The organism is Streptomyces sp. BPTC-684 (genome assembly GCF_030028635.1).
Taxonomy (GTDB): Bacteria; Actinomycetota; Actinomycetes; order Streptomycetales; family Streptomycetaceae; genus Streptomyces; species Streptomyces noboritoensis.
Genome location: NZ_CP124863.1, coordinates 4,448,076 through 4,468,822 on the forward strand (window position 1 = coordinate 4,448,076; position 20,747 = coordinate 4,468,822).

The window sequence follows — 20,747 nt, forward strand, 5'->3', positions numbered from 1 at the left end:
ACCCTCATGTCCGCACCGTCCGCACTCCCCGCCACCAGCCGTGAATGGCACCTCGTCGCCCGCCCGCACGGCTGGCCGGTCCCGGCCGACTTCGCGCTCCGCGAGGTCCCGGTCGTCGCGCCCGCCGAGGGCCGGATCCTGGTCCGCAACCTCTTCATGTCCGTCGACCCGTACATGCGCGGTCGCATGAACGACGTGAAGTCGTACATCCCGCCGTTCCAGCTCGACAAGCCGATGGACGGCGGCGCGGTGGGCGAGGTCGTGGCCTCGAACGACGAGCGCTTCGCCGTCGGCGACCACGTGCTGCACGGGCTCGGCTGGCGCGAGTACGCCGATCTGGACGCCAAGCACGCCACCAAGGTCGACGCCTCGCTGGCCCCGCTCTCCGCGTACCTCGGCGTGCTGGGCATGACGGGTCTGACCGCGTACGCGGGTCTGTTCGACGTCGCCTCCTTCAAGGAGGGCGACGCGGTCTTCGTCTCCGGCGCGGCCGGCGCGGTCGGCAGCCAGGTCGGCCAGATGGCCCGTCTCAAGGGCGCCTCGCGGGTGATCGGCTCGGCCGGTTCCGACGAGAAGGTGAAGTGGCTGGTGGAGGAGCTGGGCTTCGACGCCGCCTTCAACTACAAGAACGGCCCGGTCCGCGACCAGCCGCGCGCGGCCGCCCTGAACGGCATCGACGTCTACTTCGACAACGTCGGCGGCGAGCACCTGGAAGCCGCGATCTCCTCGCTGAACGTGCACGGTCGCGCCACCATCTGCGGCATGATCGCCGGCTACAACGACACCGAGCCGACCCCGGGCCCGCGCAACATGGCCATGATCATCGGCAAGCGGCTGCGCCTCCAGGGCATCCTCGTCGGCGACCACGCGGCGCGCCAGCCGCAGTTCGTCCAGGAGGTGGCCGGCTGGGCCGCCTCCGGCGAGCTGAAGTACGGCGAGACGTTCGTCGCGGGCATCGACAACGGTGTGGACGCGTTCCTCGGCATGCTCCCGGGCGAGAACACCGGAAAGATGGTCGCTCGCTGGGCGAGTGACCCGGGCCAGTGACCTCCGCCACTCCTGGAGACCTTATCGGGTGACTTCCGCCATCCGATAAGGTCTTTCCACATCACGGCTGCCGTGGGCGCGAGCGGCCGGGAACGAGCAGGAGGAGCACCCAGCATGTCCATCCAGCAGTCCGACGTTCTGTACACCGCCGTCGCCACCGCCGAGAACGGCCGGGACGGCCGGGTCGCCACCGACGACGGTCAGCTCGACGTGGTCGTGAACCCGCCGAAGGCGATGGGCGGCAGCGGCGCGGGCACCAACCCGGAGCAGCTGTTCGCGGCCGGTTTCAGCGCCTGCTTCCAGGGCGCCCTCGGTGTGGTCGCACGCCAGGAGAACGCCGACATATCCGGCTCGACGGTCACCGCCGAGGTCGGCATCGGCAAGAACGACGACGGCTTCGGCATCATCGTCAAGATCTCCGCGGCCATCCCGAACGTGGACGCGGCCACCGCGCGCGAGCTCGTCGAGAAGGCGCACCAGGTGTGCCCGTACTCGAAGGCCACGCGCGGCAACATCACGGTCGACCTCGCGGTCGCCTGACGCCGGTAAGCTCGCATCCCTACGAAGGGCCGCACCCCAGCGCGTTGGGGTGCGGCCCTTCGTACGTCCTTCGGCGGTGGAACTCCCGTACGAGAGGGGCGGTTACCGGCCGATAGAGTTCGGCCATGCGTGATCTCGGGGCGGGCTTCGGTTATCTGGTCAAAGGGCAGCGATGGGTCACCGGGCACGGCCGGTCCCTGGGGTCGGACTGCTGCCCGGCCTGGTCACCCTGGTCCTGTACGCGGCGGCGCTGACCGGGCTCGCCTACGGGGCGGACGACTTCGTCGGCTGGGCGACCCTGTTCGCCGACGGCTGGTCGTCGCCGTGGCTGAGCCTGTTCCGGGGTTCCTGACGGCGCTGGTCTTCGCGTTCGGCCTGTTCCTCGCGGTGATCACCTTCACCGCGGTGACGCTCCTGGTCGGCCAGCCCTTCTACGAGAAGCTGTCCGAGGACGTCGACCGCGCGGAGAGCGGCGGCGAGGCGCCGGAGTCCGGCCTGCCGCTGTGGCGCGAGCTGTGGATCTCCGCGCGTGACTCTGTACGCGTCCTGACGCGCGTCGTCCTGTACGGCGTTCTCCTCTTCGGCCTCGGCTTCCTGCCGGTGGTCGGGCAGACGGTGGTGCCCGCGATCGGCTTCTGCGTCTCCGGCTTCTTCCTCACCGAGGAGCTGACGGCGGTGGCGCTCCAGCGCCGGGGGTGGAGCTGGCGGACCGCCTCGCCCTGCTGCGCACGCGCCGCCTGCTGGTCCTCGGCTTCGGCGTCCCGCCGACGCTGGCGTTCCTGGTGCCGTTCGTGGCGGTGTTCCTGATGCCGGGGGCGGTGGCGGGGGCGACGCTGATGGTGCGGGACCTGCGCGACGAGACGGCGGCGGAGCCGCAGCCGGAGCCGGAGGGGAACCTATGGGCGGTCCGACGGCGGGTGATCTGCCGCGCCGCCGACCGGAGTTCGGCCAGGAAGGCGGCGACGGCGGGGGAGTCGGCGCGGCCGTGCGGGGTCGCCGCGTAGACCGCCCGGGTCGGTACGTCGTCCGGGTGCACGGGGACGAGCACGATGTCCGCGCGGACCGAGTCGGCGGCGAGGGCGGGCAGCAGGGTCACGCCGAGCCCGGCGCGACGAAGCCCTGCTTGGCGATCCAGTCCCGTACGACGAGGGTCGTGCGCGGCCGGAACCCGGCTTCCAGGACCGGCCGCATCAGGGTGTCCTCGGGCCGGGTGCTGCCCGCGACCCACTCCTCGTCGGCGAGCTCGGCCAGCCGCAGCCGCTTCCGGCCCGCCAAGGGGTGGTCCTGCGGCATCGCCACGAACATCGGCTCGTCGAGCAGGTGCCGCAGCGCACAGCCGTCGAGGGCGCGCCCGGCGGTGGCGCTGACCACGGCGATGTCCAGCTCCTCGGCGGCGAGCAGCCCGAGGTGCTTCACGGAGGGCCCTTCGGTACGGGCGAGGGTCACCCCGGGGTGGCGGCGCCGGAACGCGGCGAGGGCGCGGGGAGCAGCGCGGCGTCGGCGGTCGAGAACGCCCCGACGCGCAGCAGTCCGCCGTCGAGCGTGCGCAGCGCGGAGAGCTCGGCGCGGGCGGCGGCGAGCCGGTCCCGTCCGGCCTCGGCGTGCGCACCAGCACCCGCCCGGCCTCGGTGAGCCGCACCCCCGGGCCAGCCGGTCGAAGAGCACGCTCCCCAACTCGTCCTCCAGCGCCTGGACCTGCCGCGATACGGCGGACTGGGTGTAGCCGAGGGCCTGGGCGGCGGCGGTGAAGGAGCCGTCGGAGGCGACGCGGAGGAAGACGTCGTAGAGGCTGTGGGTGGTGGCATGCGCGGATGTATGCGGGGTGCTCATGGCTTCCATGCTAGACATTCGCTTGTGGCATGGGTGAGGCTCTTCGTACCGTCGTCCCATGAACAGCGAGAAGACGAAGACGGTTGCGTTTCTGGGGCTGGGCAACATGGGGGCGCCGATGGCGCGTCGGCTGCTCGCGGCGGGGTACGGGCTGACGGTCTGGAACCGTACGGCGGGCAAGGTCGAGGCGCTTGTGGCCGAGGGGGCCGTGGTCGCGGCGACCCCCGCCTCGGCGGTGCGTGACGCCGACGTGGTCATCACGATGCTGGCGGATCCGGCGGCGGCGCTCGCCGTGGCGGACGCGATGCTTCCGGCGCTGCGGGCGGGGACGACGTGGATCGACACGTCGACGGTCGGCCCGGACACGGTCCGCGAACTGGCATCCCGCCTCCCGACGGGGTCGCGCTGATCGACGCGCCGGTGATGGGGAGCGTGGACCGGGCGGCGACCGGCGAACTCCTGATCCTGGCGGGCGGCGAGACCGAGCCGGTGGCCGAACTGCTCGCCGAGCTGGGGTCGGTGACGCGGTGCGGGGAGGTGGGTACGGGGGCTTCGCTGAAGCTGGTGCTGATCAGCGCGGTGATCGGCGGGGTGGCCCTGGTGGCGGAGTCCCTGCGCCTGGCCGCGGCGCTTGGCCTGCCGGCTTCGCTGACGCGGGCTTCGCTGGAGGCGAGTCCGGTGGGGGGTCTGGGGGGGCGGGCGTTCGCGACGGAGGCGTACTTTCCCGTGGAGCTGGCGGCGAAGGATGTGGCGCTGGCGACGGGGGTGGGGGGTTGCCGGTGTTGGAGGCGGTGCGGGGGTGTTGGTGGGGCGGGAGGATCTTGCCGGGGCGGACCCGTCGGCCTCCGGGATTAGCCCCCACCCCGCCCGTTCCCTTAGGGCCCTGGGCGGGCGGCCGGATGGCGGGCTGAGGCCTGCCGGGGGCTGCGCCCCGGACCCCTCGTTCGTCTGCGGGTGGGGGGGCTGGTCGCGCAGTTCCCCGCGCCCCTAAAGACCGGCACCTCCAGCCCTCCGGCGTTTGATGAGCGGAGCTCCCTAAGGGGCGCGGGGAACTGCGCGACCAGCCACACATGGTCCGCAGACGAACGGGGTCCAGGGCGCAGCCCCGGGAGCGCCGCCTTCGCCCCCACCTACCCCCGGAGGCCACGCGGCGGAGCCGCAAATGTCACAGCGGGAAGGGGCGGGGTGGGGGACGCTGCCGCCGTCGTCACTATCGCCCGCACCTGCCCCACAATCTCCCCCGGTTCCGCACGAACTCCGGATCCGTGATCGAACCCGTCGACGGATCCGTGTTGCCGGGCGCGAACTGGAGCACCGGGGTGTGCACATGACCCCCGGGAATGGACAGCCCCAGCCGATCCCGCAGCAGCGTCGCCCGGTACGCGATCTCGTTGGAGAGATAGTCGCCCCCACCCCCGCCCGCGCCACAGACCCCGGCGTAGGACCGCCGTCCCGCACCACCGGCCCCGCCCCACCCACCGGAATCTCCGTCACCGACGTGTGGTCGTAGACCGGGAACGGCCCCGTCCGAGCCGCCACAATCGCCCTGTACGGCAGCGTCGTCGACGTCCACTGCGGCTGGCTCGCCGGGTCGGACACCGGCACCGTCTCCGTCCGCGACACGTTCTCGTTGTCCGGGAACCCGCCCCGCCACGCCCTGTTGAACCGCTCGACGTCGATCCGCCCGACCGCCCCTGGCTCACCGTCGTGAACAGGTCGACCTTCGGCAGCACCGGCCGCAGCGTCCGCTCGACCGTGCCCGCCGCGAAGTCGTCCCAGCGGACGGGGAACACGGCCGTCTCGATCCGGGCGGGCCCGGCGGCCGTCGAGATCCACGTGCCGTCGAGCGCCAGCGCCGTCGCGCCCGACGGATTGCTGATCCGGATGTCCCGGTCGAGCGTGAAGGGGTCGAAGCCGGTGACCAGGATTCGCTTGTAACCGGAACCCGAGCCGTAGACAAGAGAGTCCTGGCCTCGTGACGACCGCTCCAACCCGTCCAGCAGCGCCGCCCGCCGCCCCGCCGACAGGCCGAACCCCGGCTCCCAGCCCCGCAGTTCCCGCGTCATCCCCAGCCGCGCCCAGTACAGCGGCCGGTCGTCGTCCCGGCTCAGGTCGCCGCCCGCAGGGCCGCGGCCCTGCGCCTGGTCCACGGCCCGCCGCCACAGCGCCCCGCCCTCGCGGGCGACCAGCTGCTGGGCCTGCCGGTAGGACCGTACGCCGCTCAGCTCGCGTGCGAACCGGGGAGCCGCGCCGTCGAACCCGGAGCGCCGCAGCATCTCCTGCGGTACGGCCAGGTCCAGGCGCCGCTCCTCCACGGTCGGCGGCGCCCCCGTCGCGGCCGGGGCCTGCGCCTGCGCCGGGACCGGCGCGAGCACGGCGCCCACCGTCATCGAAGCCACCAGCAGGGCCAGCCGCGCCACCCGTACACCCCGTACACGTACCACCGCGCATCCTTCCGTCGAGGCCTGGGCGGCCAGTATCGAGAAGGAACTCCCGTGTGAACAGGGGGACGGAAAACCACGGGAGGGATCCGGCCGTCTCCGTTACCTCGGCGGGCTCGCCGCCGTCACATTGCGGTACGCGATCTCCGCCAGCCGGCCCTGGCCGTCCTTGCTGGGGTGGAACCAGTCCCAGTGGCTCAGCTGGTCGTCGGTGAAGCGGTAGTCGAAGACCGCGCCCCCGTCGTAACGGCAGTAGCGGTCCTTCGCGCACACGTCCTTCAGCGCCTTGTTGTACGCCACCACCCGCTCGTACACCGCGTCCCGCCGCTCGACGGTCGCCGCCCCCAGATCATCCGCATCACTCAGCATGGACTGACAGATGCCCAGCTTCCAGATCCGCTTGCCCAAGGCGTTCCCCCGCCCCTCCGACCAGAGGCGCTTGAGGTCCGGCACGCTCGACACGTACACCTGGGTCTTGGGCAGGGTGGTGCGCAGCTGGCGCAGGGACGTCTCGAAGCCCGCGCGGAAGGCGGCCGCCGACGTCATGCCGTCGACCGATTTGCGGCAGGCGTCGTTGCCGCCGACCATCACCGTGACCAGCTCGGGGCGGTGGGCCGCCGCCCGGGTCAGCTGGGCCGGGATGTCGGACATCCGGCGCCGGTCTTGGCGTAGTTCCAGCTGCGGGCGGCCGCCTGTCCGGCGCCGAGCAGCCGGGTGGCCAGCGACCGCACACCGTTGTCGCTGCCGGTCGCCCAGGACGCCTCGGGGCGGTCGGAGAGGACCATGCAGGCGTCGAAGCCCCGGGTGATGGAGTCGCCCACGGCCGCGATCGACGCCGGGCGGGGTTCCAGTGCGGGGTCGGTGTCGGCGACGGCTTCGGGCCGCTTCGGCGCGGTGTCGCGCCGGTGGTTCCGAGCCGGTGCACCCGCCGTGACGGCGAGCGTCACCGCCGTGAGAGCGGCGGCGGCCGCGGTGCGGCGCCGCGCGGGGCGGCTTCGGCGCGTCGGCAACGTCCCGTGGTCCATCCCCTGGTCCCCTCCCTCGGGTGCCCCTGGCGTCCTGGCGAGTGAAAGCTTCGTGTTTCCCGGGCCCAGGACCGACCGTACGACACCTTTCTGTCTGCTCCGCGCGGTAGCTTTGGCCCGTCCAGCCAGAGGAACCACGCCAGACGGCTCCGGTAAATTACATCACGTCACATACTGTCCCCATTCAGGAGATTAACTCCCGATGCTGTTTACTGTTGAACCCCGGGGCAGAATGTCAGGTGCTGTCCTGACCGAGACCGGTAGGGGCGCGAGGCCGCTGGGGAAGGCGAACCTCGAACCGCACTGGAGGTCCCGGTGACGACACGTGGAGTTCTGTACATCCACTCCGCTCCCCGCGCGCTGTGCCCGCACGTCGAGTGGGCGGTGGCGGGGGTGCTCGGTGTGCGCGTCCAGCTCGACTGGATCCGCCAGCCCGCCTCGCCCGGCACCTGGAGAGCGGAGTTCTCCTGGCAGGGCGAGCCCGGCACCGCCTCCAAACTCGCGTCCGCCCTGCGCGGATGGCAGATGCTGCGGTTCGAGGTCACGGCGGAGCCGTGCGCCAAGGCCGAGGGCGAGCGCTACAGCGCCACGCCCGACCTGGGGATCTTCCACGCGGTCACCGGCATCCACGGCGACATCCTGATCCCCGAGGACCGGCTGCGGGCCGCGCTCGCCCGCTCGGTGCGGGGCGAGACCGACCTGGAGGCCGAGATCGCCCGCCTCCTCGGCAAGCCCTGGGACGACGAGCTGGAGCCGTTCCGGTACGCGGGCGAGGGCGCCCCGGTCCGCTGGCTGCACCAGGTCGTCTGACCCGCCGTCCGACGCGTAACGGAAAGTGCGTAACGGAAAGGGCCCCCACCGCTCGGTGGGGCCCTTCCGGTTACGTACGCGAGTCTCGGCGCGCGTCTCAGACGGAGCGGAACGCCAGCACGACGTTGTGGCCGCCGAAGCCGAACGAGTTGTTGATCGCGGCGATCGACCCGGACGGCAGCGCGCGCGGCTCGCCGCGGACGATGTCGGCCTCGACCTCTTCGTCGAGGTCGTCGAGGTTGATGGTCGGGGGCGCGATCCGGTGGTGCAGCGCCAGGACCGTCGCGACGGTCTCGATGCCGCCGGCGCCGCCGAGCAGGTGCCCGGTCATGGACTTGGTCGCGGAGACCGCGATGTGGTCCATGTCGTCGCCGAGGACCTTGCGCAGCGCCTTGATCTCGGCGACGTCGCCCTGCGGGGTGGACGTCGCGTGCGCGTTGAGGTGGACGACCTCGGACGGCTTGAGGTCCGTGGAGTCCAGCAGGTTCTGCAGGGCCGCCGCGACACCGCGGCCGGTCGGCTCGGGCTGCGCGATGTGGTGGCTGTCGGCCGACAGGCCCTGGCCGAGTACCTCGCAGTAGACCCGGCGCCGCGCGCGGCGGCGTGCTCGGCCGACTCCAGGACGACGACACCGGCGCCCTCGCCGAGGACGAAGCCGTCACGGGCCTTGTCGTACGGGCGCGAGGCCTGCTCGGGGTGGTCGTTGTTCTTGGACATCGCCATCATGTTGGCGAACGCCGCCACCGGCAGCGGTGGATGGCCGCCTCGGTGCCGCCGGCGACCACGACGTCGGCACGGCCGGTGCGGATCATCTCCACGGCGTAGCCGATCGCCTCGGCGCCCGACGCACAGGCGGAGACGGGGGTGTGCACGCCCGCGCGGGCGTTCACCTCAAGACCGACGTTGGCCGAGGGGAGTTCGGCATCAGCATCGGGACGGTGTGCGGGGAGACACGGCGTACGCCCTTCTCCTTCAGCACGTCGTACTGGTCGAGCAGGGTGGTCACACCGCCGATGCCGGAGGCGATGACCGTGCCGAGCCGCTCGGGGGCGATCGGCTGGTCCTCGCCGGCGGGGGCGGTGTAGCCCGCGTCGGCCCGAGCTCCTTGGCCGCGATCAGCGCGAACTGCGCCGAGCGGTCCAGCTTGCGGGCGAGCGGCGGGCAGTACCTCGCCCGGGTCGACGGCGGCGGTGGCGGCGATGCGGACCGGGAGGTCGGCGAAGCGCTCGCCCTCCAGGGGCCGGACGCCGGAACGGCCCGCCAGCAGACCTTCCCAGGTCGAGGCGGAGTCGCCACCCAGCGGTGTGGTTGCGCCGATACCGGTGACGACCACGGTGCGATTGGTCGAGCTCACAGGAAAATTCTCCACGGTGTAAGGGGGATCAGCGGCGCCACCGCCGGGTGGCGGCAGTCACGCGGAGTTGAGTCCGGGACTGATTCCGGGGGTACCGGATCAGGCCTGGTGCTCCAGGATGTACTTCGCGGCGTCGCCGACGGTCTTCAGGTTCTTGACGTCGTCGTCCGGGATCTTGCACTCGAAGCGCTCTTCGGCGGCGACGACGACCTCGACCATGGACAGCGAGTCGACGTCCAGGTCGTCCGTGAAGGACTTGTCCAGCTGGACGTCCTCGACGGGGATACCGGCGATCTCGTTGACGATCTCGGCGAGACCCTCGAGGATCTCTTCCTGGGTGGCGGCCATGTGGCGCTCCTTCGGTGTTTTTACGGGTTTGTGGGCATCCGGAAGATCCGGTGTGCCTAGGGGAGGGTAACGACCGTCGCGGCGTAGACGAGACCCGCCCCGAAGCCGATGACGAGCGCGGTGTCGCCGCTCTTCGCCTGTCCGGTCGCCAGGAGCCGCTCCATCGCGAGCGGATCGAGGCGGCCGAGGTGTTGCCGGTGGTCTCCACGTCACGGGCGACCGTGACGTGCTCCGGCAGTTTGAGGGTCTTCACCATCGAGTCGATGATCCGCATGTTGGCCTGGTGCGGAATGAAGACGTCCAGGTCGTCCGCGGTGATTCCGGCCGCGTCCAGCGCCTGCTGGGCGACCTTCGCCATCTCGAACACGGCCCAGCGGAACACCGCCTGGCCCTCCTGCGTGATCGCAGGGAACTTGCCGGAGCTGTCGTACTGCGTCCACGGCACGGTCTGCTTGATGGTCTCGGACTTGTCGCCCTCGGAGCCCCAGACGGTACGGGCGATGCCCGGCTCGTCCGCGGGGCCGACCACGACCGCGCCCGCGCCGTCACCGAACAGGAAGGCCGTCGCGCGGTCCTCCAGGTCGGTCAGGTCGCTGAGCCGCTCGACGCCGATCACCAGCACGTACTCGGCCGAACCCTCGACGATCATGCCCTTGGCGAGGGTCAGTCCGTAGCCGAAGCCCGCGCAGCCCGCGGAGATGTCGAACGCGGCCGGCTTGACCGCGCCGATCTTGTCCGCGATCTCGGTGGCGACGGCCGGGGTCTGCTTGAAGTGCGAGACCGTGGAGACGATCACACCGCCGATCTGCTCGGGGGTGAGACCGGCGTCCGCGATGGCCTTGCTCGCGGCCTCCACCGACATCGCCGTCACGGTCTCCTCGTCGGAGGCCCAGTGCCGGGTGGAGATGCCGGAGCGGGAGCGGATCCACTCGTCGGACGAGTCGATCTTCTCCAGGATGACCTCGTTGGGAACCACCCGGGTCGGCCGGTAGCCGCCGACGCCCATGATCCGGGCGAACGGCGCGCCCTTGCTGGGCTTGATCTTCGACATGCTGTACGGCTCCTTATTCGGCGCCCGCCGCGTCAGCGGCAGGTGTCCCGGTCTCGGCGATGAGCGCGCGGGCCGCTTCGAGGTCGTCCGGGGACTTCAGGGCGACGGTCTTCACGCCGGGCAGCGCGCGCTTGGCCAGGTCGGTCAGGGTGCCGCCGGGGCCCACCTCGATCAGCGCGGTGGCGCCCAGTTCCTGGAACGTCTCCATGCAGAGGTCCCAGCGGACGGGGTTCGAAACCTGGTTGACCAGGCGGGCGACGATCTCGGCGCCGGTGGCGACGGTCCGGCCGTCGGCGTTCGAGACGTAGGCGATCTTCGGGTCGGCGATGTCCAGCGACGCCGCCGCCTCGCGCAGCTCCTCGACCGCCGGGGCCATGTGGTGCGTGTGGAACGCGCCGGCGACCTTCAGCGCCACGACGCGGCGCACGCCCTCGGGCTTGTCCGCTCCAGGGCGGCCAGTTGCTCCAGGGTGCCCGCGGCCACGACCTGGCCCGCGCCGTTCACATTGGCCGGGGTGATGCCGAGCTTCTCCAGGTGCGGGAAGACGACCTCGGGCTCGCCGCCGAGCAGCGCGGACATACCGGTCTCGGTGACGGCCGCGGCCCGGGCCATGCCCAGGCCCCTGGTGCGGACGAAGCCGAGTCGGCCTCGTCCGAGCACACCGGCGTACGCGGTGGCGGTGATCTCGCCGACGCTGTGGCCGGCCACCGCGCCGGGCGTGATGTCACCCAGTGCCGCGGCGGAGAGCAGCCCCGCGGCGACCAGCAGGGGCTGGGCCACGGAGGTGTCGCGGATCGCGTCGGCGTCCGCCTGCGTGCCGTAGTGGACGAGGTCGAGCCCGATGGCGTCGGACCACGCGGCGAGCCGGTCACGGGCGCCGGGCAGTTCGAGCCAGGGAGTCAGGAAGCCGGGCGTCTGAGCGCCTTGGCCGGGAGCGACGAGTACGAGCACTCTCACACTCTCTCTTGTGGACGGCCCTGCTCGCCCGTGGGGACAGGGACGAAGAACCGTCGGGGGAATTGTGGGTGTCCGACAAAAGTCTAGGACTGTGGATCTCCGTCGGCCAGACGCCCCAGGATCAGGGCGATCCTGAGCGTGAAGGCGGAACGCACATCGGAGGGCGACCAGCCGGTGACGTCCGTCACACGTCGTAGCCGGTAGCGAACGGTGTTGGGGTGCACGAAGAGCATCCGGGCCGCGCCCTCCAGGCTGCTCGCCTGCTCCAGATAGACGCTCAGGGTCTCCAGGAGCGCCGAGCCCGCTTCCTCCAGCGGTCTGTAGATCTCCTCCACCAGCTGCTCGCGCGCGGCCGGATCGGAGGCGATCGCGCGCTCCGGCAGGAGATCGTCCGCCAGAACGGGCCGGGGGCGTCCTGCCAGGCCGAGCACGCCTTGAGCCCGGCGGCGGCGGCCTGTGCGGAGCGGTGGCGGCCAGCAGGTCGGGGACGACCGGGCCGGCCACCACGGACCGGCCGCGTACGGCCCGATCAGGGCCTTGGCGACCTGGAGCGGGCTGTCGCTGCCGCCCGCGATGACGACCAGGCGGTCACCGAGCACCCCGGTGAGGACCTGGAGCTTGGCGTGCCGGGCGGCCCGGCGGATGGCCTCGACGGTGAGCTCGCTGTCGCCGTCGGGGGCGGTGCCGAGCACGACACACACGTGCTCGGGCGAGTTCCAGCCGAGAGCGGCGGCCCGCGAGACGGCGCCCTCGTCGGCCTCACCGGAGAGGACGGCGTTGACGACCAGCGACTCCAGACGCGCATCCCAGGCACCGCGTGCCTCGGCGGCCTGGGCGTACACCTGGGCGGTGGCGAAGGCGATCTCGCGGGCATAGACGAGCAGCGCCTCGCGCAGGATCGACTCGTCGCCGGGCGCCGCGACCTCCTCGATCGCGGTCTCCATGACCTCGATGGTGGTGCGCACCATCTCGACGGTCTGGCGCAGGGTGATGGCCCTGGTCAGCTCGCGGGGCGCGGTCCCGAAGACGTCGGTGGAGATGGCCTGCGGGTGTCCGGGTGCCGGAACCACTCGGTGAAGGCCGCGATGCCGACCTGGGCGACCAGACCGATCCAGGACCGGTTCTCCGGCGGCATCGCCCGGTACCACGGCAGCGTCGCGTCCATGCGGGCGATGGCGTTCGCGGCGAGCCGGCCGGAGGACTGCTCAAGGCGCTTGAGGGTCGCGGCGTGCGGATGGGCGGCGTTCGGAGGCTGCGGCGATTCGGGTTCGGACACGGGGACAAGACTGCCTTATCAGGACGGGTGCGTGCCCTGCCGGGGTTCGGGCGCCCGGACAGGCCCTACCGTGGACCCCGTGATTTCCGTGAAGCGAGCCGACGAGCGCTACCGGGGCGGCGACGCGGCGGTCGGCATCGAGTCCCTGCACGCGCTGTCCTTCGGCCGTTTCTACGACCCGGACAACCTGCGCTTCGGCCCGGTCCTGGCCTGCAACGAGGAGCGGCTCGCGCCGGGCGCGGGCTTCGACGAGCACCTGCACAGCCACACCGAGATCGTCACCTGGGTGGTGGAGGGCGAGCTCACCCACCGCGACTCGACGGGCCGCGCCACGGTCGACGGGCGGGGACGTCCAGCACCTCAGTTCGGCCGGAGGCGTCCGCCACGCGGAGCGCAACGACGGCACCGTCCCCTGGTCTTCGTCCAGATGTGGCTGGCTCCCAAGCAGCCCGGCGGCACCCCGTCGTACGAGATCGTCCGCGGCATAGCCGACTCCACGCCGTACGCGGTGCTTGCGGCAGGCGCGATGCTGTACGTCCGGCGGCTGGTGGCGGGCGAGCGCACGGCGGTCCCGGACGCGCCCGGCGTCTACGTCCACGTGGTCGCGGCGAGGCCGCCCTGGCGGGCGAGCGACTGGGGCCGGGCGACTCGGCGAGGCTGACGGCCGAGGCGGGCCTGGACGCGGTGGCGACGACGCGGGCGGAAGTGCTGTTCTGGGAGCTGAACGAAACGTAGGCGGGGGCTCGGGGTTTGTCTGCGGGAGGTCTGTGGCTGGTCGCGCAGTTCCCCGCGCCCCTAGGTGGTCAGGGCGCGGGGAACTGCGCGAGCAACCCAGCACGGTCCGCAGACGAAGATCCGGCCGCCCGCCAGAGGGCTTTCGGGAAGGGGCGGGGTGGGAACTAACCCAGCTCCGCCAGCACCGCATCCGTAAACGCGGGCCACGCCTCCACCGCCCACGCCCCGAACACCCGATCCGTCAGGGCGACGCACGCCGCCGACGCCTCCGGGTCGACCCACAGAAACGTCCCGGCCTGCCCGAAGTGCCCGAACGTACGGGGCGAGGACGAACCACCCGTCCAGTGCGGAGACTTGCCGGACCGGATCTCGAACCCGAGCCCCCAGTCGTTGGGACTCTGGTGCCCGTACCCCGGCAGAACCCCCTTCGTCCCCGGATACGCACCGTCATCGCCTCAGCCACCGTCATCGGATGCAGCAGCTGCGGCGCCTGCACCTCCGCCGCGAACTGCACCAGGTCGTCGACGGTCGAGACGCCGTCCTTGGCGGGCGAGCCGTCCAGCGACGTCGACTTCATCCCCAGCGGTTCGAGGACGCCCTCGCGCAGATAGTCCGCGAACGGGATCCCGGTCCGCTTCGCGATGTGGTCGCCCAGGACCTCGAACCCCGCGTTGGAGCAGAGCCGCCGCTCCCCGGGCGCCCCCATCACCCGGTGCTCGTCGAAGGCGAGCCCCGAGGTGTGCGCGAGCAGATGCCGCACGGTCGAGCCCTCGGGCCCCGCGGGCTCGTCCAGCTCGACGGCGCCCTCCTCGTACGCGACGAGCGCGGCGTACGCGGTCAGCGGCTTGGTGACGGAGGCGAGCGGGAAGCGCTGCCCGGTCGGGCCGTGCGACCCGGCGACGGTGCCGTCCGCACGGACGACGGCGGCCGCCGCGTGCGGCACGGGCCAGTTCTCGATCAGCGCCAGGCTCTTCATGCGCACGAGCCTAAACGGTCCGCCGGGGATTACCGCTTGCTTGGAGTGCACTCCAACGTTCTAGCGTGGTGGCCATGACGGTGATCGAGAGCATCCCTGTGAAGTCGACGGTCGTGGACCTGTGCAAGACCCGCCCGACGCACCCGCGCCCCGAGGGCCAGGACCGCTACACGATCAGCGAGGTCTCCGCCCTCAGCGGGCTCACCGCGCACACTCTGCGCTGGTACGAGCGGATCGGCCTGATGCCGCACGTGGACCGCTCGCACACCGGGCAGCGGCGGTTCACGAACAAGGACCTCGACTGGCTGTCCTTCGTCGGCAAGCTGCGGCTGACCGGGATGCCGGTCGCGGACATGGTCCGGTACGCCGAGCTGGTCCGCGAGGGCGCGCACACCCTCGGCGCACGGCAGGAGCTCCTGGAGCAGACCCGGCGCGACGTCGTCACGCGCATGGCGGAGCTCCAGGACACGCTCGCCGTCCTCGATCACAAGATCGACTTTTACGCAGGCGCCCGGCGGGCGTCGGAGAGCGCCTGACCGGCTACCTGCGGCACCGGGCCGTCCGCACTTCAGCCGGGCGGCCGGGTTCGTCTGCGGGCCGTCTGTGGCTGGTCGCGCAGTTCCCCGCGCCCCTTAGATGCCGGCTGCGCGGCTCCTCGGGAGCGCCCCGGAGGGGCGCTTTAGGGGCGCGGGGAACTGCGCGGCAACCAAGACGGCCCGCAGACACCTGGGCACCATCGCTACGCGATCCCCAGCGCGAACACCGCGAAGCCCGCCGCCAGCAGACCCGCCGCCGTCCGGCGGGCCTTCGACGTCCTCGTCGCTTTCGTCCAGGGCGCCTCGAAGCGGCGGGCGAAGCGGGCGATCACCACGAGCAGCACCGCGAACACCGGCATCCAGGCGAGCCGTTCGGCGACCCAGGCGGGGGTGTCGGGCGCGGTGGTCAGCCCCGGCACCCGCCCCAGCAGCGAGCCCGGTACGGCCGCCGCCAGCATCGCCGTCTGGTGCCAGCACAGAATCGTCATCGCGGACAGGTTGACCACCACGACCGGCGCCCACAGCGCGGGCCCGCGCAGCAGCTTCGCGATCCGCTCCCGCAGCAGTACGGCCGCGCCGCCGCGCCGCCGCGAGCGCCAGGACGAGCAGCGACGGCGGATGCGAGTTGGTACGGGCCTCGCCGGGCACGCCGACCATCGACGCCGGGTAGTGGAAGACGAGCAGCAGCACGGCGAAGAGCGCCGCGCCACCGGCCGCGAGCAGCCACCCGCCGCGCCTGCCGATCCGCTTCTCGCCCCAGCTGACGCCCAGTTGGTACGCGAAGAGCCAGCCCGGCAGGATGTTCAGGACCGACAGCCAGGAGGGCATGGCGTCGGCGTACGGGCCGTAGCGCAGGAAGTCGACGACGGCGACCGCGCCGAGCAGCGGCGCAGCCGCCCACCCGCCGAGTCCGCGCCGCGCGTACGCAGTACGGGGTGAGCGCGGTGACCACCGCGTACACCCCCACGAACCACAGCGGCTGGACCACCAGGGTCGAGGCGGTGCGCAGGGTGGTGCCGGGCACCCCGGCCGTGTACAGGACCGGGAGCAGCGCGGCCCACACGGCCGTCACCCCCAGCACCGGCCGCCCGAGCCGGGCGAGGCGCCCCTTCAGCCAGGCCCCGGTCGAGCCCTGACGGCGGCGGTAGGACAGGACCGAGGCGTGGCCGCCGACCAGGAAGAAGATCCCCAGCATCTGCAGGATCCAGCTGACCGGGGCGAAGCCGCCGAAGGCGGTGAGCGGCTGGCGTTGTGCAGCGCGCCGCCGTCGTCACGGGTGAGACCGCCGAGCAGCCAGTGCCCGGTGGGCACGGCGAGCAGCGCGAGGGCCCGCAGCCGTCGAGGGCGCGGTCGCGGTGGGCGGGCGTCCCGGCCTCGACGGCGGCCGAGAGGCGGGCGAGCGGCCCGGACATCACACCTCACCTGCCGCGATGGCGGCGAACTGGCGCAGGAGGCGGTGCCGGGCGCGAAGTAGCCGGTGTGACCCTGCGCGTCGGAGGCGTCCACGCGCCGCGCCCCGAAGTCCGGATCGGTGGGATCCTCCCCGTGCCCCATCCCGAGGAACCGCACGTTGGGTACGTACGAGATCCAGTCCGAGGGGTCCTTGGCCGCCCACACCCGGGCGCTGGTGCCCAGGTCGGCGGCGGTGTCGGCGTGCATGCCGGGGGAGCCGAGCACGACGATGTCGGAGGCGACGACGCGCGGGGCGGCGAGGCCGCACACCACCGAGCCGTAGCTGTGGCAGAACAGCGCCGGGTCCGGGAGGCCGACGGCCGCCAGGCCCTCGGTGAACCGGGCGAGCCGGGTCGCGCCCGCCTTCGCCAGGTCCTCGGTGACCGCGTCGACGCCGAGGCCGACGGGGGTGGTGTACCCGGTCCAGGCGACGACGGCGGTACGCCCCCGGTCGCGGCCCGCAACGAGGAGGCCATCCCGGCGGGGTGCCGTACGGATCACTGCTCCGGTCGAAGTTGCCGGCGTCGATGTCCGACCCCGGTACGACCACAGCCACGTGCTCGGCGTCCTCCAACTCCCCGTACACCTCGGCCACCTGTCCGCGCCCGCGCGGGTCGAAGGCGAGGACGCGGTGCCCGGGCCCGGCGAGCCGGTCGTAGCGGGGATCGTGCGAGGCGGCGAGGGCGAGCCGATTGCCCTGGTACCGCAGGGAGACGGGAGCCCCGTCCAGATTCCCCACGATCAACGGATGCCGCCGCACGAGCTCCTGGCACTGCTGCCGGCTCAACCCGGCGAAGAACAGCGCCACTTCGCGCGGCGAGGCGGTGGCCGGGTCGGGCAGCGGCCGCCCGAGCACGTCGTCGGCCACCCAGGCCCCGGCCCCTGGCGGCGGCCCCACCACAGCCCGCTGACTCCCCGCCGACGCCCACCCCGCGGTCCCCGCGACGGCCGTCACGGCCAGCGCGGCGGCGACGAGGGTCCTCTTGAAGCGGCGCATGCTGCGGTCCCGCCTTTCCTCGCTGGTGTGTGGCGTTGCGAGGAGGAAGGTAGGAAGGGGTGGGTACGGGGGCGTCACACCGGGGTGCCAAGTGGGGGTGGTACTGGGGGGGTGGTGCAGATCCAGCCCTCCGGGGCGCCCGGGGATGCCGCGGAGCGGCATTCAAGGGGCGCGGGGCTGTGACATGGGGCTCCGCCGCGGGCGCGACCAGCGGGGGCGCCCCTAAGGGGCGCGGGGAACTGCGCGACCAGCCACAGGCGGCCCGCAGACGAACGGGGCTGGGGCGGAGCCCAGGTAGCCCACCCACCCTCACGCCGGGGTCCGGGGCGGAGCCCCGAAGCGGGGTGCAGGGGCCGCAGGCCCCGCGACGGGGCCGGGGCTACGCCCCCGGAGACACCAGCCCCGACTCGTACGCGAAGATCACCGCCTGCGCCCGATCCCGCAGCTCCAACTTGGCCAGGACCCGGCCGATGTGGGTCTTCACGGTCTGCTCCGCCAACACCAGCCGCGCCGCGATCTCCTGGTTGGACAGCCCCCGGGCGATCAGCTCCAGGACCTCCGTCTCGCGCGGGGTGAGCCCGTTCAGCCGCAGGGACGGGTCCTTGCGCACCGCCGGGCGCTGCTTGGCGAAGTCCGCGATCAGACGGCGCGTCACCGAGGGCGCGAGCAGCGCCTCGCCCGCCGCCACCACCCGTACCGCCGCGATCAGATCCGCCGGCGGCGCGTCCTTCAGCAGGAACCCGGACGCCCCGGCCCGCAGCGCCTCGTACACGTAGTCGTCCACGTCGAACGTCGTCAGCATCAGGACCTTCGGCCGGTGCACCACCCCGGCGGCAGGTCGAGGAGCTCGCGCGCCGCCGCGAGCCCGTCCATCTCCGGCATGCGGACGTCCATGAGCACCACGTCGGGATGCGTACGGCGGGAGACGTCGATGCCCTGCCTGCCGTCGGGCGCCTCGCCCACCACGTCGATGTCCGCCTGTGCGGAGAGCAGCGCGGCGAACCCCGCCCGCACCATGGCCTGGTCGTCGACGATGATCACGCGAATGGTCAACGGTGTCCTCTGAACGGTCGGTGCTGTCGGAGCTGTCGGAGAGCGGGTGCGCAGGGGCAGCCGGGCCGCGACCTGGAAGCCGCCGTCCGGCAGTGGACCGGTGTCCAGCGTCCCGCCGGTCAACCGTACGCGCTCGCGCATCCCGACCAGCCCGTGCCCCGTCCCGCTCGTCTCCAGGGCCGAACGGGCTCGGCGGCGGGCCCGTTGACGACCACCACCAGCAGGTCCGTGCCGTCCGAGCGGACCGAGACGCGCGTCGTCGCGCCCGGCGCGTGCCGCACCACGTTCGCCAGCGCCTCCTGCACGATCCGGTACGCCGACAGGCCACGGCGGGCGGCAGCGACGGCAGGTCCGCCGACAGCGCCAGCTCGGCGGGCACCCCGGCCCGTACCGTCGCCTCGACCAGCTGCTGCACCCGGTCGACGCCCGGCTGCGGCGCCTGCTCGCCCTCGCCCCGTCGCTGCGCAGCACCGCGAGCAGCCGCCGCATCTCGCTCAGCGACTCCCGCGCGCTCGCCGCGATCGTGGAGAACTCCTCCCGCGCCTCGGCGGGCAGCCCCTGGATGCGGTACGGCGCGGAGTCGGCCTGCACGGTGATCACGGACATGTGGTGGGCGACCACGTCGTGCAGCTCGCGGGCGATCCGGGCGCGCTCCTCCAGGAGGGTCCGCTGGGCGTGCTCCGCCTCGCTGATCGCCTCCTGCTCGGCGAGCAGCCGCTCCGCCTCGCCCCGGCCGCGCAGCGCGCCGGTGAGCAGCAGGGTCACCCCGCTGAGCACGAACATCAGGACGTGGATGTTGGTCGCGGACGTCGCGTACACCGGTTTCATCGCGGAGAGCGCCACCCCGGCCGCACCGGTGACCAGCCAGACCGCGACGAGCGTACGGGCGCGGCGCGCAGCCCCAGGCACGCCATCAGCAGCACATAGCCGACGATCACCATCGGCGTCCACGGCCAGGGCCGCCCCTCCATCCCCTGGGTGCCCGAGAGCACCACCGCGCCCACCACGTCGGCGGCGAACACGATCCACCACGCCCGCAGCGGCCGGGCCACGGCGAGCAGCAGCGGCGCGGTCTGCGCCACGGCGAGCGCCCCCGCCCAGCCGCCGGGCGCCTTGTAGTCGTGCACCAGCACGGTGACGGTGATCGGGAGCAGCACCACGACGAAGCAGGCCACGACGACGTACGGCAGCAGCCGCTGCCGTCGCGGGGCGCGCGCGAGGAGTGGCCGGCGGACTCGGCCGGGGTACGGAGGGCCAGGCCGAGTGAGCTCAGCCCATTGCGGGGTGCGTGGTTCATGGCGTGATCAGCCTAGGCGGCCGGGGAGGCGGCCGCGGGGCTCCGCCCGGACCCCGCTCCTCAAACCCCCAGGACTCCGTCCAGGGGGGACCCCCAGGGGCTGGCATAGCTCCGCCAGCAGTTCCGCCTTCTTCGCGCTGAATTCCGCGTCCGTCACCAGCCCTGCCCGATGGAGTTCACCCAGGTGCCGGATCCTTTCGGCGATGTCCGCCGGGTCGCGCCGCCCGGGGACGCGTGGGCCACCGGGACCGGTGCCCGGACGTGCCCCGAATCGCCTGGAGGACGGCCGCCGCGAACGGCAGCGACTCGTGGACCGGCCCGTACCCGAGGCCGAAGACGACCGTGGCCGGGTCCTGGTCGGCCTGCGGCGCGACCGCGTCGGCGTCCCGCCGCAGCAGTCGCAGATAGCCGTCGAAGACCTCCGGCGAGCGCCACTCGACCCCGCACAGCGACGCCAGCGGGAACGTCTGGTCGCCCGCCTTCCACTTCGCCGAGGAGGCACCCGTCCAGAACCAGCGGAACGAGACCTGGCGGCCGTCGAAGGAGGCCTTCCCGTCGTACGCCTTGAAGCTCTGCGGCAACTCCGGCGCCGCCACCACGTACCGCCCGAAGGCTCCGCCGCGTCCGGGCCGAGCAGCGCGCGCAGCTCGTCCGCGTAGTACTCGGCGAGCGTCTCGCGCTCGGCGGCAGCACCAGGCGGTACGGTCGCACCCGTCCTTGAGCTGTCCCGCCGCTGCCTCCATCAGCGGGTCGGCGCCCGGTCTCGGCACCGCGTGCAGCACCACCGTGCCGCGCTTGCCCGGGGTCAGCGTCACCGACTCCAGCGCTTCGTGGGGGATGCGCCGTTCGCGCAGCGCCGTGAACAGCTTCGGCGTGCGGATCCCCGTTCGAAGCGGATGAGTACGGAGTCGGGCTCGAACTCCCAGGTGGCATGAATTCCGGCCAGCACATCACCCATGCGCCTCATCGTAGGCGGCGCACGCCCGCGCGTCCCCCTCGGCACCGGCAGCAATGTCAGACGT

Annotated in this window: 10 protein-coding genes and 17 pseudogenes; 8 read left to right on the forward strand and 19 right to left on the reverse strand. The window is 72.6% G+C overall.

Annotation, left to right across the window (positions count from 1 at the left end; genetic code table 11):
* Positions 1–6: 6 nt before the first annotated feature.
* From QIY60_RS19580 to QIY60_RS19590, 3 genes and pseudogenes are all read left to right on the forward strand, one after another.
* Positions 7–1,047, forward strand: coding sequence for an NADP-dependent oxidoreductase (locus tag QIY60_RS19580; protein WP_283143602.1), 1,041 nt, complete (start codon positions 7–9; stop codon positions 1,045–1,047).
* 114 nt (positions 1,048–1,161) lie between these two features.
* On the forward strand, positions 1,162–1,587 hold the full coding sequence (locus QIY60_RS19585; RefSeq protein ID WP_283143603.1) for an organic hydroperoxide resistance protein: 426 nt from the start codon (positions 1,162–1,164) through the stop codon (positions 1,585–1,587).
* A gap of 125 nt (positions 1,588–1,712) precedes the next feature.
* A pseudogene (locus QIY60_RS19590) lies at positions 1,713–2,591 on the forward strand (EI24 domain-containing protein).
* Here QIY60_RS19590 and QIY60_RS19595 read toward each other — a convergent pair.
* Together QIY60_RS19595 and QIY60_RS19600 are read right to left on the reverse strand one after the other, a co-directional pair.
* A pseudogene (locus QIY60_RS19595) lies at positions 2,576–2,683 on the reverse strand (LysR family transcriptional regulator); the annotation flags it as partial. The pseudogenes QIY60_RS19590 and QIY60_RS19595 sit on opposite strands and share 16 nt — an antisense overlap.
* Positions 2,680–3,417, reverse strand: a complete 738-nt coding sequence (locus QIY60_RS19600) for a LysR family transcriptional regulator (RefSeq protein WP_283143604.1) — start codon at positions 3,415–3,417, stop codon at positions 2,680–2,682. The pseudogene QIY60_RS19595 and the gene QIY60_RS19600, both read right to left, overlap by 4 nt.
* 58 nt (positions 3,418–3,475) lie before the next feature.
* Between QIY60_RS19600 and QIY60_RS19605 the strand changes: the two genes are divergently transcribed.
* Together QIY60_RS19605 and QIY60_RS19610 are read left to right on the forward strand one after the other, a co-directional pair.
* Positions 3,476–3,826: an NAD(P)-binding domain-containing protein gene (locus tag QIY60_RS19605; protein WP_283143605.1), complete on the forward strand. Its 351-nt coding sequence runs from the start codon at positions 3,476–3,478 to the stop codon at positions 3,824–3,826.
* A gap of 14 nt (positions 3,827–3,840) precedes the next feature.
* Positions 3,841–4,272 (forward strand): hypothetical protein, encoded by a 432-nt coding sequence (locus QIY60_RS19610; RefSeq protein WP_283146005.1) that lies wholly within the window; start codon positions 3,841–3,843, stop codon positions 4,270–4,272.
* A gap of 275 nt (positions 4,273–4,547) precedes the next feature.
* Here the strand turns inward: QIY60_RS19610 and QIY60_RS19615 are convergent.
* Together QIY60_RS19615 and QIY60_RS19620 are read right to left on the reverse strand one after the other, a co-directional pair.
* Positions 4,548–5,807, reverse strand: a pseudogene (locus QIY60_RS19615) (pyroglutamyl peptidase).
* A 153-nt stretch (positions 5,808–5,960) separates the two neighbouring features.
* Positions 5,961–6,883: pseudogene (locus QIY60_RS19620) on the reverse strand (SGNH/GDSL hydrolase family protein).
* 315 nt (positions 6,884–7,198) lie between these two features.
* On the opposite strand from QIY60_RS19620, the gene QIY60_RS19625 reads away from it, so the two are divergent.
* On the forward strand, positions 7,199–7,693 hold the full coding sequence (locus QIY60_RS19625; RefSeq protein ID WP_101388175.1) for a DUF3145 domain-containing protein: 495 nt from the start codon (positions 7,199–7,201) through the stop codon (positions 7,691–7,693).
* Between the two features lie 97 nt (positions 7,694–7,790).
* Here QIY60_RS19625 and QIY60_RS19630 read toward each other — a convergent pair.
* The 8 genes and pseudogenes from QIY60_RS19630 to QIY60_RS19665 all read right to left on the reverse strand — a co-directional run.
* Positions 7,791–8,261: pseudogene (locus QIY60_RS19630) on the reverse strand (beta-ketoacyl-ACP synthase); the annotation flags it as partial.
* A gap of 92 nt (positions 8,262–8,353) precedes the next feature.
* Positions 8,354–8,419 (reverse strand): annotated as a pseudogene (locus tag QIY60_RS19635) (hypothetical protein); the annotation flags it as partial.
* Entirely contained in the window at positions 8,416–8,583 is a 168-nt protein-coding gene (locus QIY60_RS19640) for a beta-ketoacyl synthase N-terminal-like domain-containing protein (protein WP_283143606.1), read from the reverse strand. The pseudogene QIY60_RS19635 and the gene QIY60_RS19640, both read right to left, overlap by 4 nt.
* Positions 8,580–9,047, reverse strand: coding sequence for a beta-ketoacyl synthase N-terminal-like domain-containing protein (locus QIY60_RS19645; protein WP_283143607.1), 468 nt, complete (start codon positions 9,045–9,047; stop codon positions 8,580–8,582). Before QIY60_RS19645 ends, QIY60_RS19640 begins: the two co-directional genes overlap by 4 nt.
* A 99-nt stretch (positions 9,048–9,146) precedes the next feature.
* Complete coding sequence (locus QIY60_RS19650; protein WP_283143608.1) at positions 9,147–9,395, reverse strand: acyl carrier protein; 249 nt, start codon at positions 9,393–9,395, stop codon at positions 9,147–9,149.
* A 125-nt stretch (positions 9,396–9,520) separates the two neighbouring features.
* A pseudogene (locus QIY60_RS19655) lies at positions 9,521–10,446 on the reverse strand (ketoacyl-ACP synthase III); the annotation flags it as partial.
* A gap of 13 nt (positions 10,447–10,459) precedes the next feature.
* A pseudogene (locus QIY60_RS19660) lies at positions 10,460–11,397 on the reverse strand (ACP S-malonyltransferase).
* An 89-nt stretch (positions 11,398–11,486) separates the two neighbouring features.
* A pseudogene (locus QIY60_RS19665) lies at positions 11,487–12,568 on the reverse strand (helix-turn-helix domain-containing protein).
* A 190-nt stretch (positions 12,569–12,758) separates the two neighbouring features.
* Here QIY60_RS19665 and QIY60_RS19670 point away from each other — a divergent pair.
* Positions 12,759–13,414: pseudogene (locus QIY60_RS19670) on the forward strand (pirin family protein).
* A gap of 164 nt (positions 13,415–13,578) precedes the next feature.
* Here the strand turns inward: QIY60_RS19670 and QIY60_RS19675 are convergent.
* Positions 13,579–14,396, reverse strand: a pseudogene (locus QIY60_RS19675) (serine hydrolase domain-containing protein).
* A gap of 68 nt (positions 14,397–14,464) precedes the next feature.
* Between QIY60_RS19675 and QIY60_RS19680 the strand changes: the two are divergent.
* A complete protein-coding gene (locus QIY60_RS19680) occupies positions 14,465–14,926 on the forward strand; it encodes a MerR family transcriptional regulator (protein WP_283143609.1) in 462 nt (153 codons plus the stop codon).
* A 203-nt stretch (positions 14,927–15,129) separates the two neighbouring features.
* Here QIY60_RS19680 and QIY60_RS19685 read toward each other — a convergent pair.
* The 6 pseudogenes from QIY60_RS19685 to QIY60_RS19705 form a co-directional block, all read right to left on the reverse strand.
* Positions 15,130–16,338: pseudogene (locus QIY60_RS19685) on the reverse strand (acyltransferase).
* A gap of 214 nt (positions 16,339–16,552) precedes the next feature.
* A pseudogene (locus tag QIY60_RS32780) lies at positions 16,553–16,879 on the reverse strand (alpha/beta hydrolase); the annotation flags it as partial.
* Positions 16,880–16,938: 59 nt separating this feature from the next.
* Positions 16,939–17,537: pseudogene (locus QIY60_RS32785) on the reverse strand (hypothetical protein); the annotation flags it as partial.
* A gap of 217 nt (positions 17,538–17,754) precedes the next feature.
* Positions 17,755–18,428, reverse strand: a pseudogene (locus QIY60_RS19695) (response regulator transcription factor).
* Positions 18,429–18,464: 36 nt separating this feature from the next.
* A pseudogene (locus QIY60_RS19700) lies at positions 18,465–19,725 on the reverse strand (sensor histidine kinase); the annotation flags it as partial.
* Positions 19,726–19,831: 106 nt separating this feature from the next.
* Positions 19,832–20,683: pseudogene (locus tag QIY60_RS19705) on the reverse strand (DUF4429 domain-containing protein); the annotation flags it as partial.
* Positions 20,684–20,747: the final 64 nt, after the last annotated feature.

Bases quoted from the DNA above. Each gene is read 5' to 3' on its own strand.
- QIY60_RS19585 (WP_283143603.1), top strand. From the start codon at position 1,162: ATGTCCATCCAGCAGTCCGACGTTCTGTACACCGCCGTCGCCACCGCC.
- QIY60_RS19600 (WP_283143604.1), bottom strand. From the start codon at position 3,417: ATGAGCACCCCGCATACATCCGCGCATGCCACCACCCACAGCCTCTAC.
- QIY60_RS19610 (WP_283146005.1), top strand. From the start codon at position 3,841: ATGGGGAGCGTGGACCGGGCGGCGACCGGCGAACTCCTGATCCTGGCG.
- QIY60_RS19580 (WP_283143602.1), top strand. From the start codon at position 7: ATGTCCGCACCGTCCGCACTCCCCGCCACCAGCCGTGAATGGCACCTC.
- QIY60_RS19605 (WP_283143605.1), top strand. From the start codon at position 3,476: ATGAACAGCGAGAAGACGAAGACGGTTGCGTTTCTGGGGCTGGGCAAC.
- QIY60_RS19680 (WP_283143609.1), top strand. From the start codon at position 14,465: ATGACGGTGATCGAGAGCATCCCTGTGAAGTCGACGGTCGTGGACCTG.
- QIY60_RS19650 (WP_283143608.1), bottom strand. From the start codon at position 9,395: ATGGCCGCCACCCAGGAAGAGATCCTCGAGGGTCTCGCCGAGATCGTC.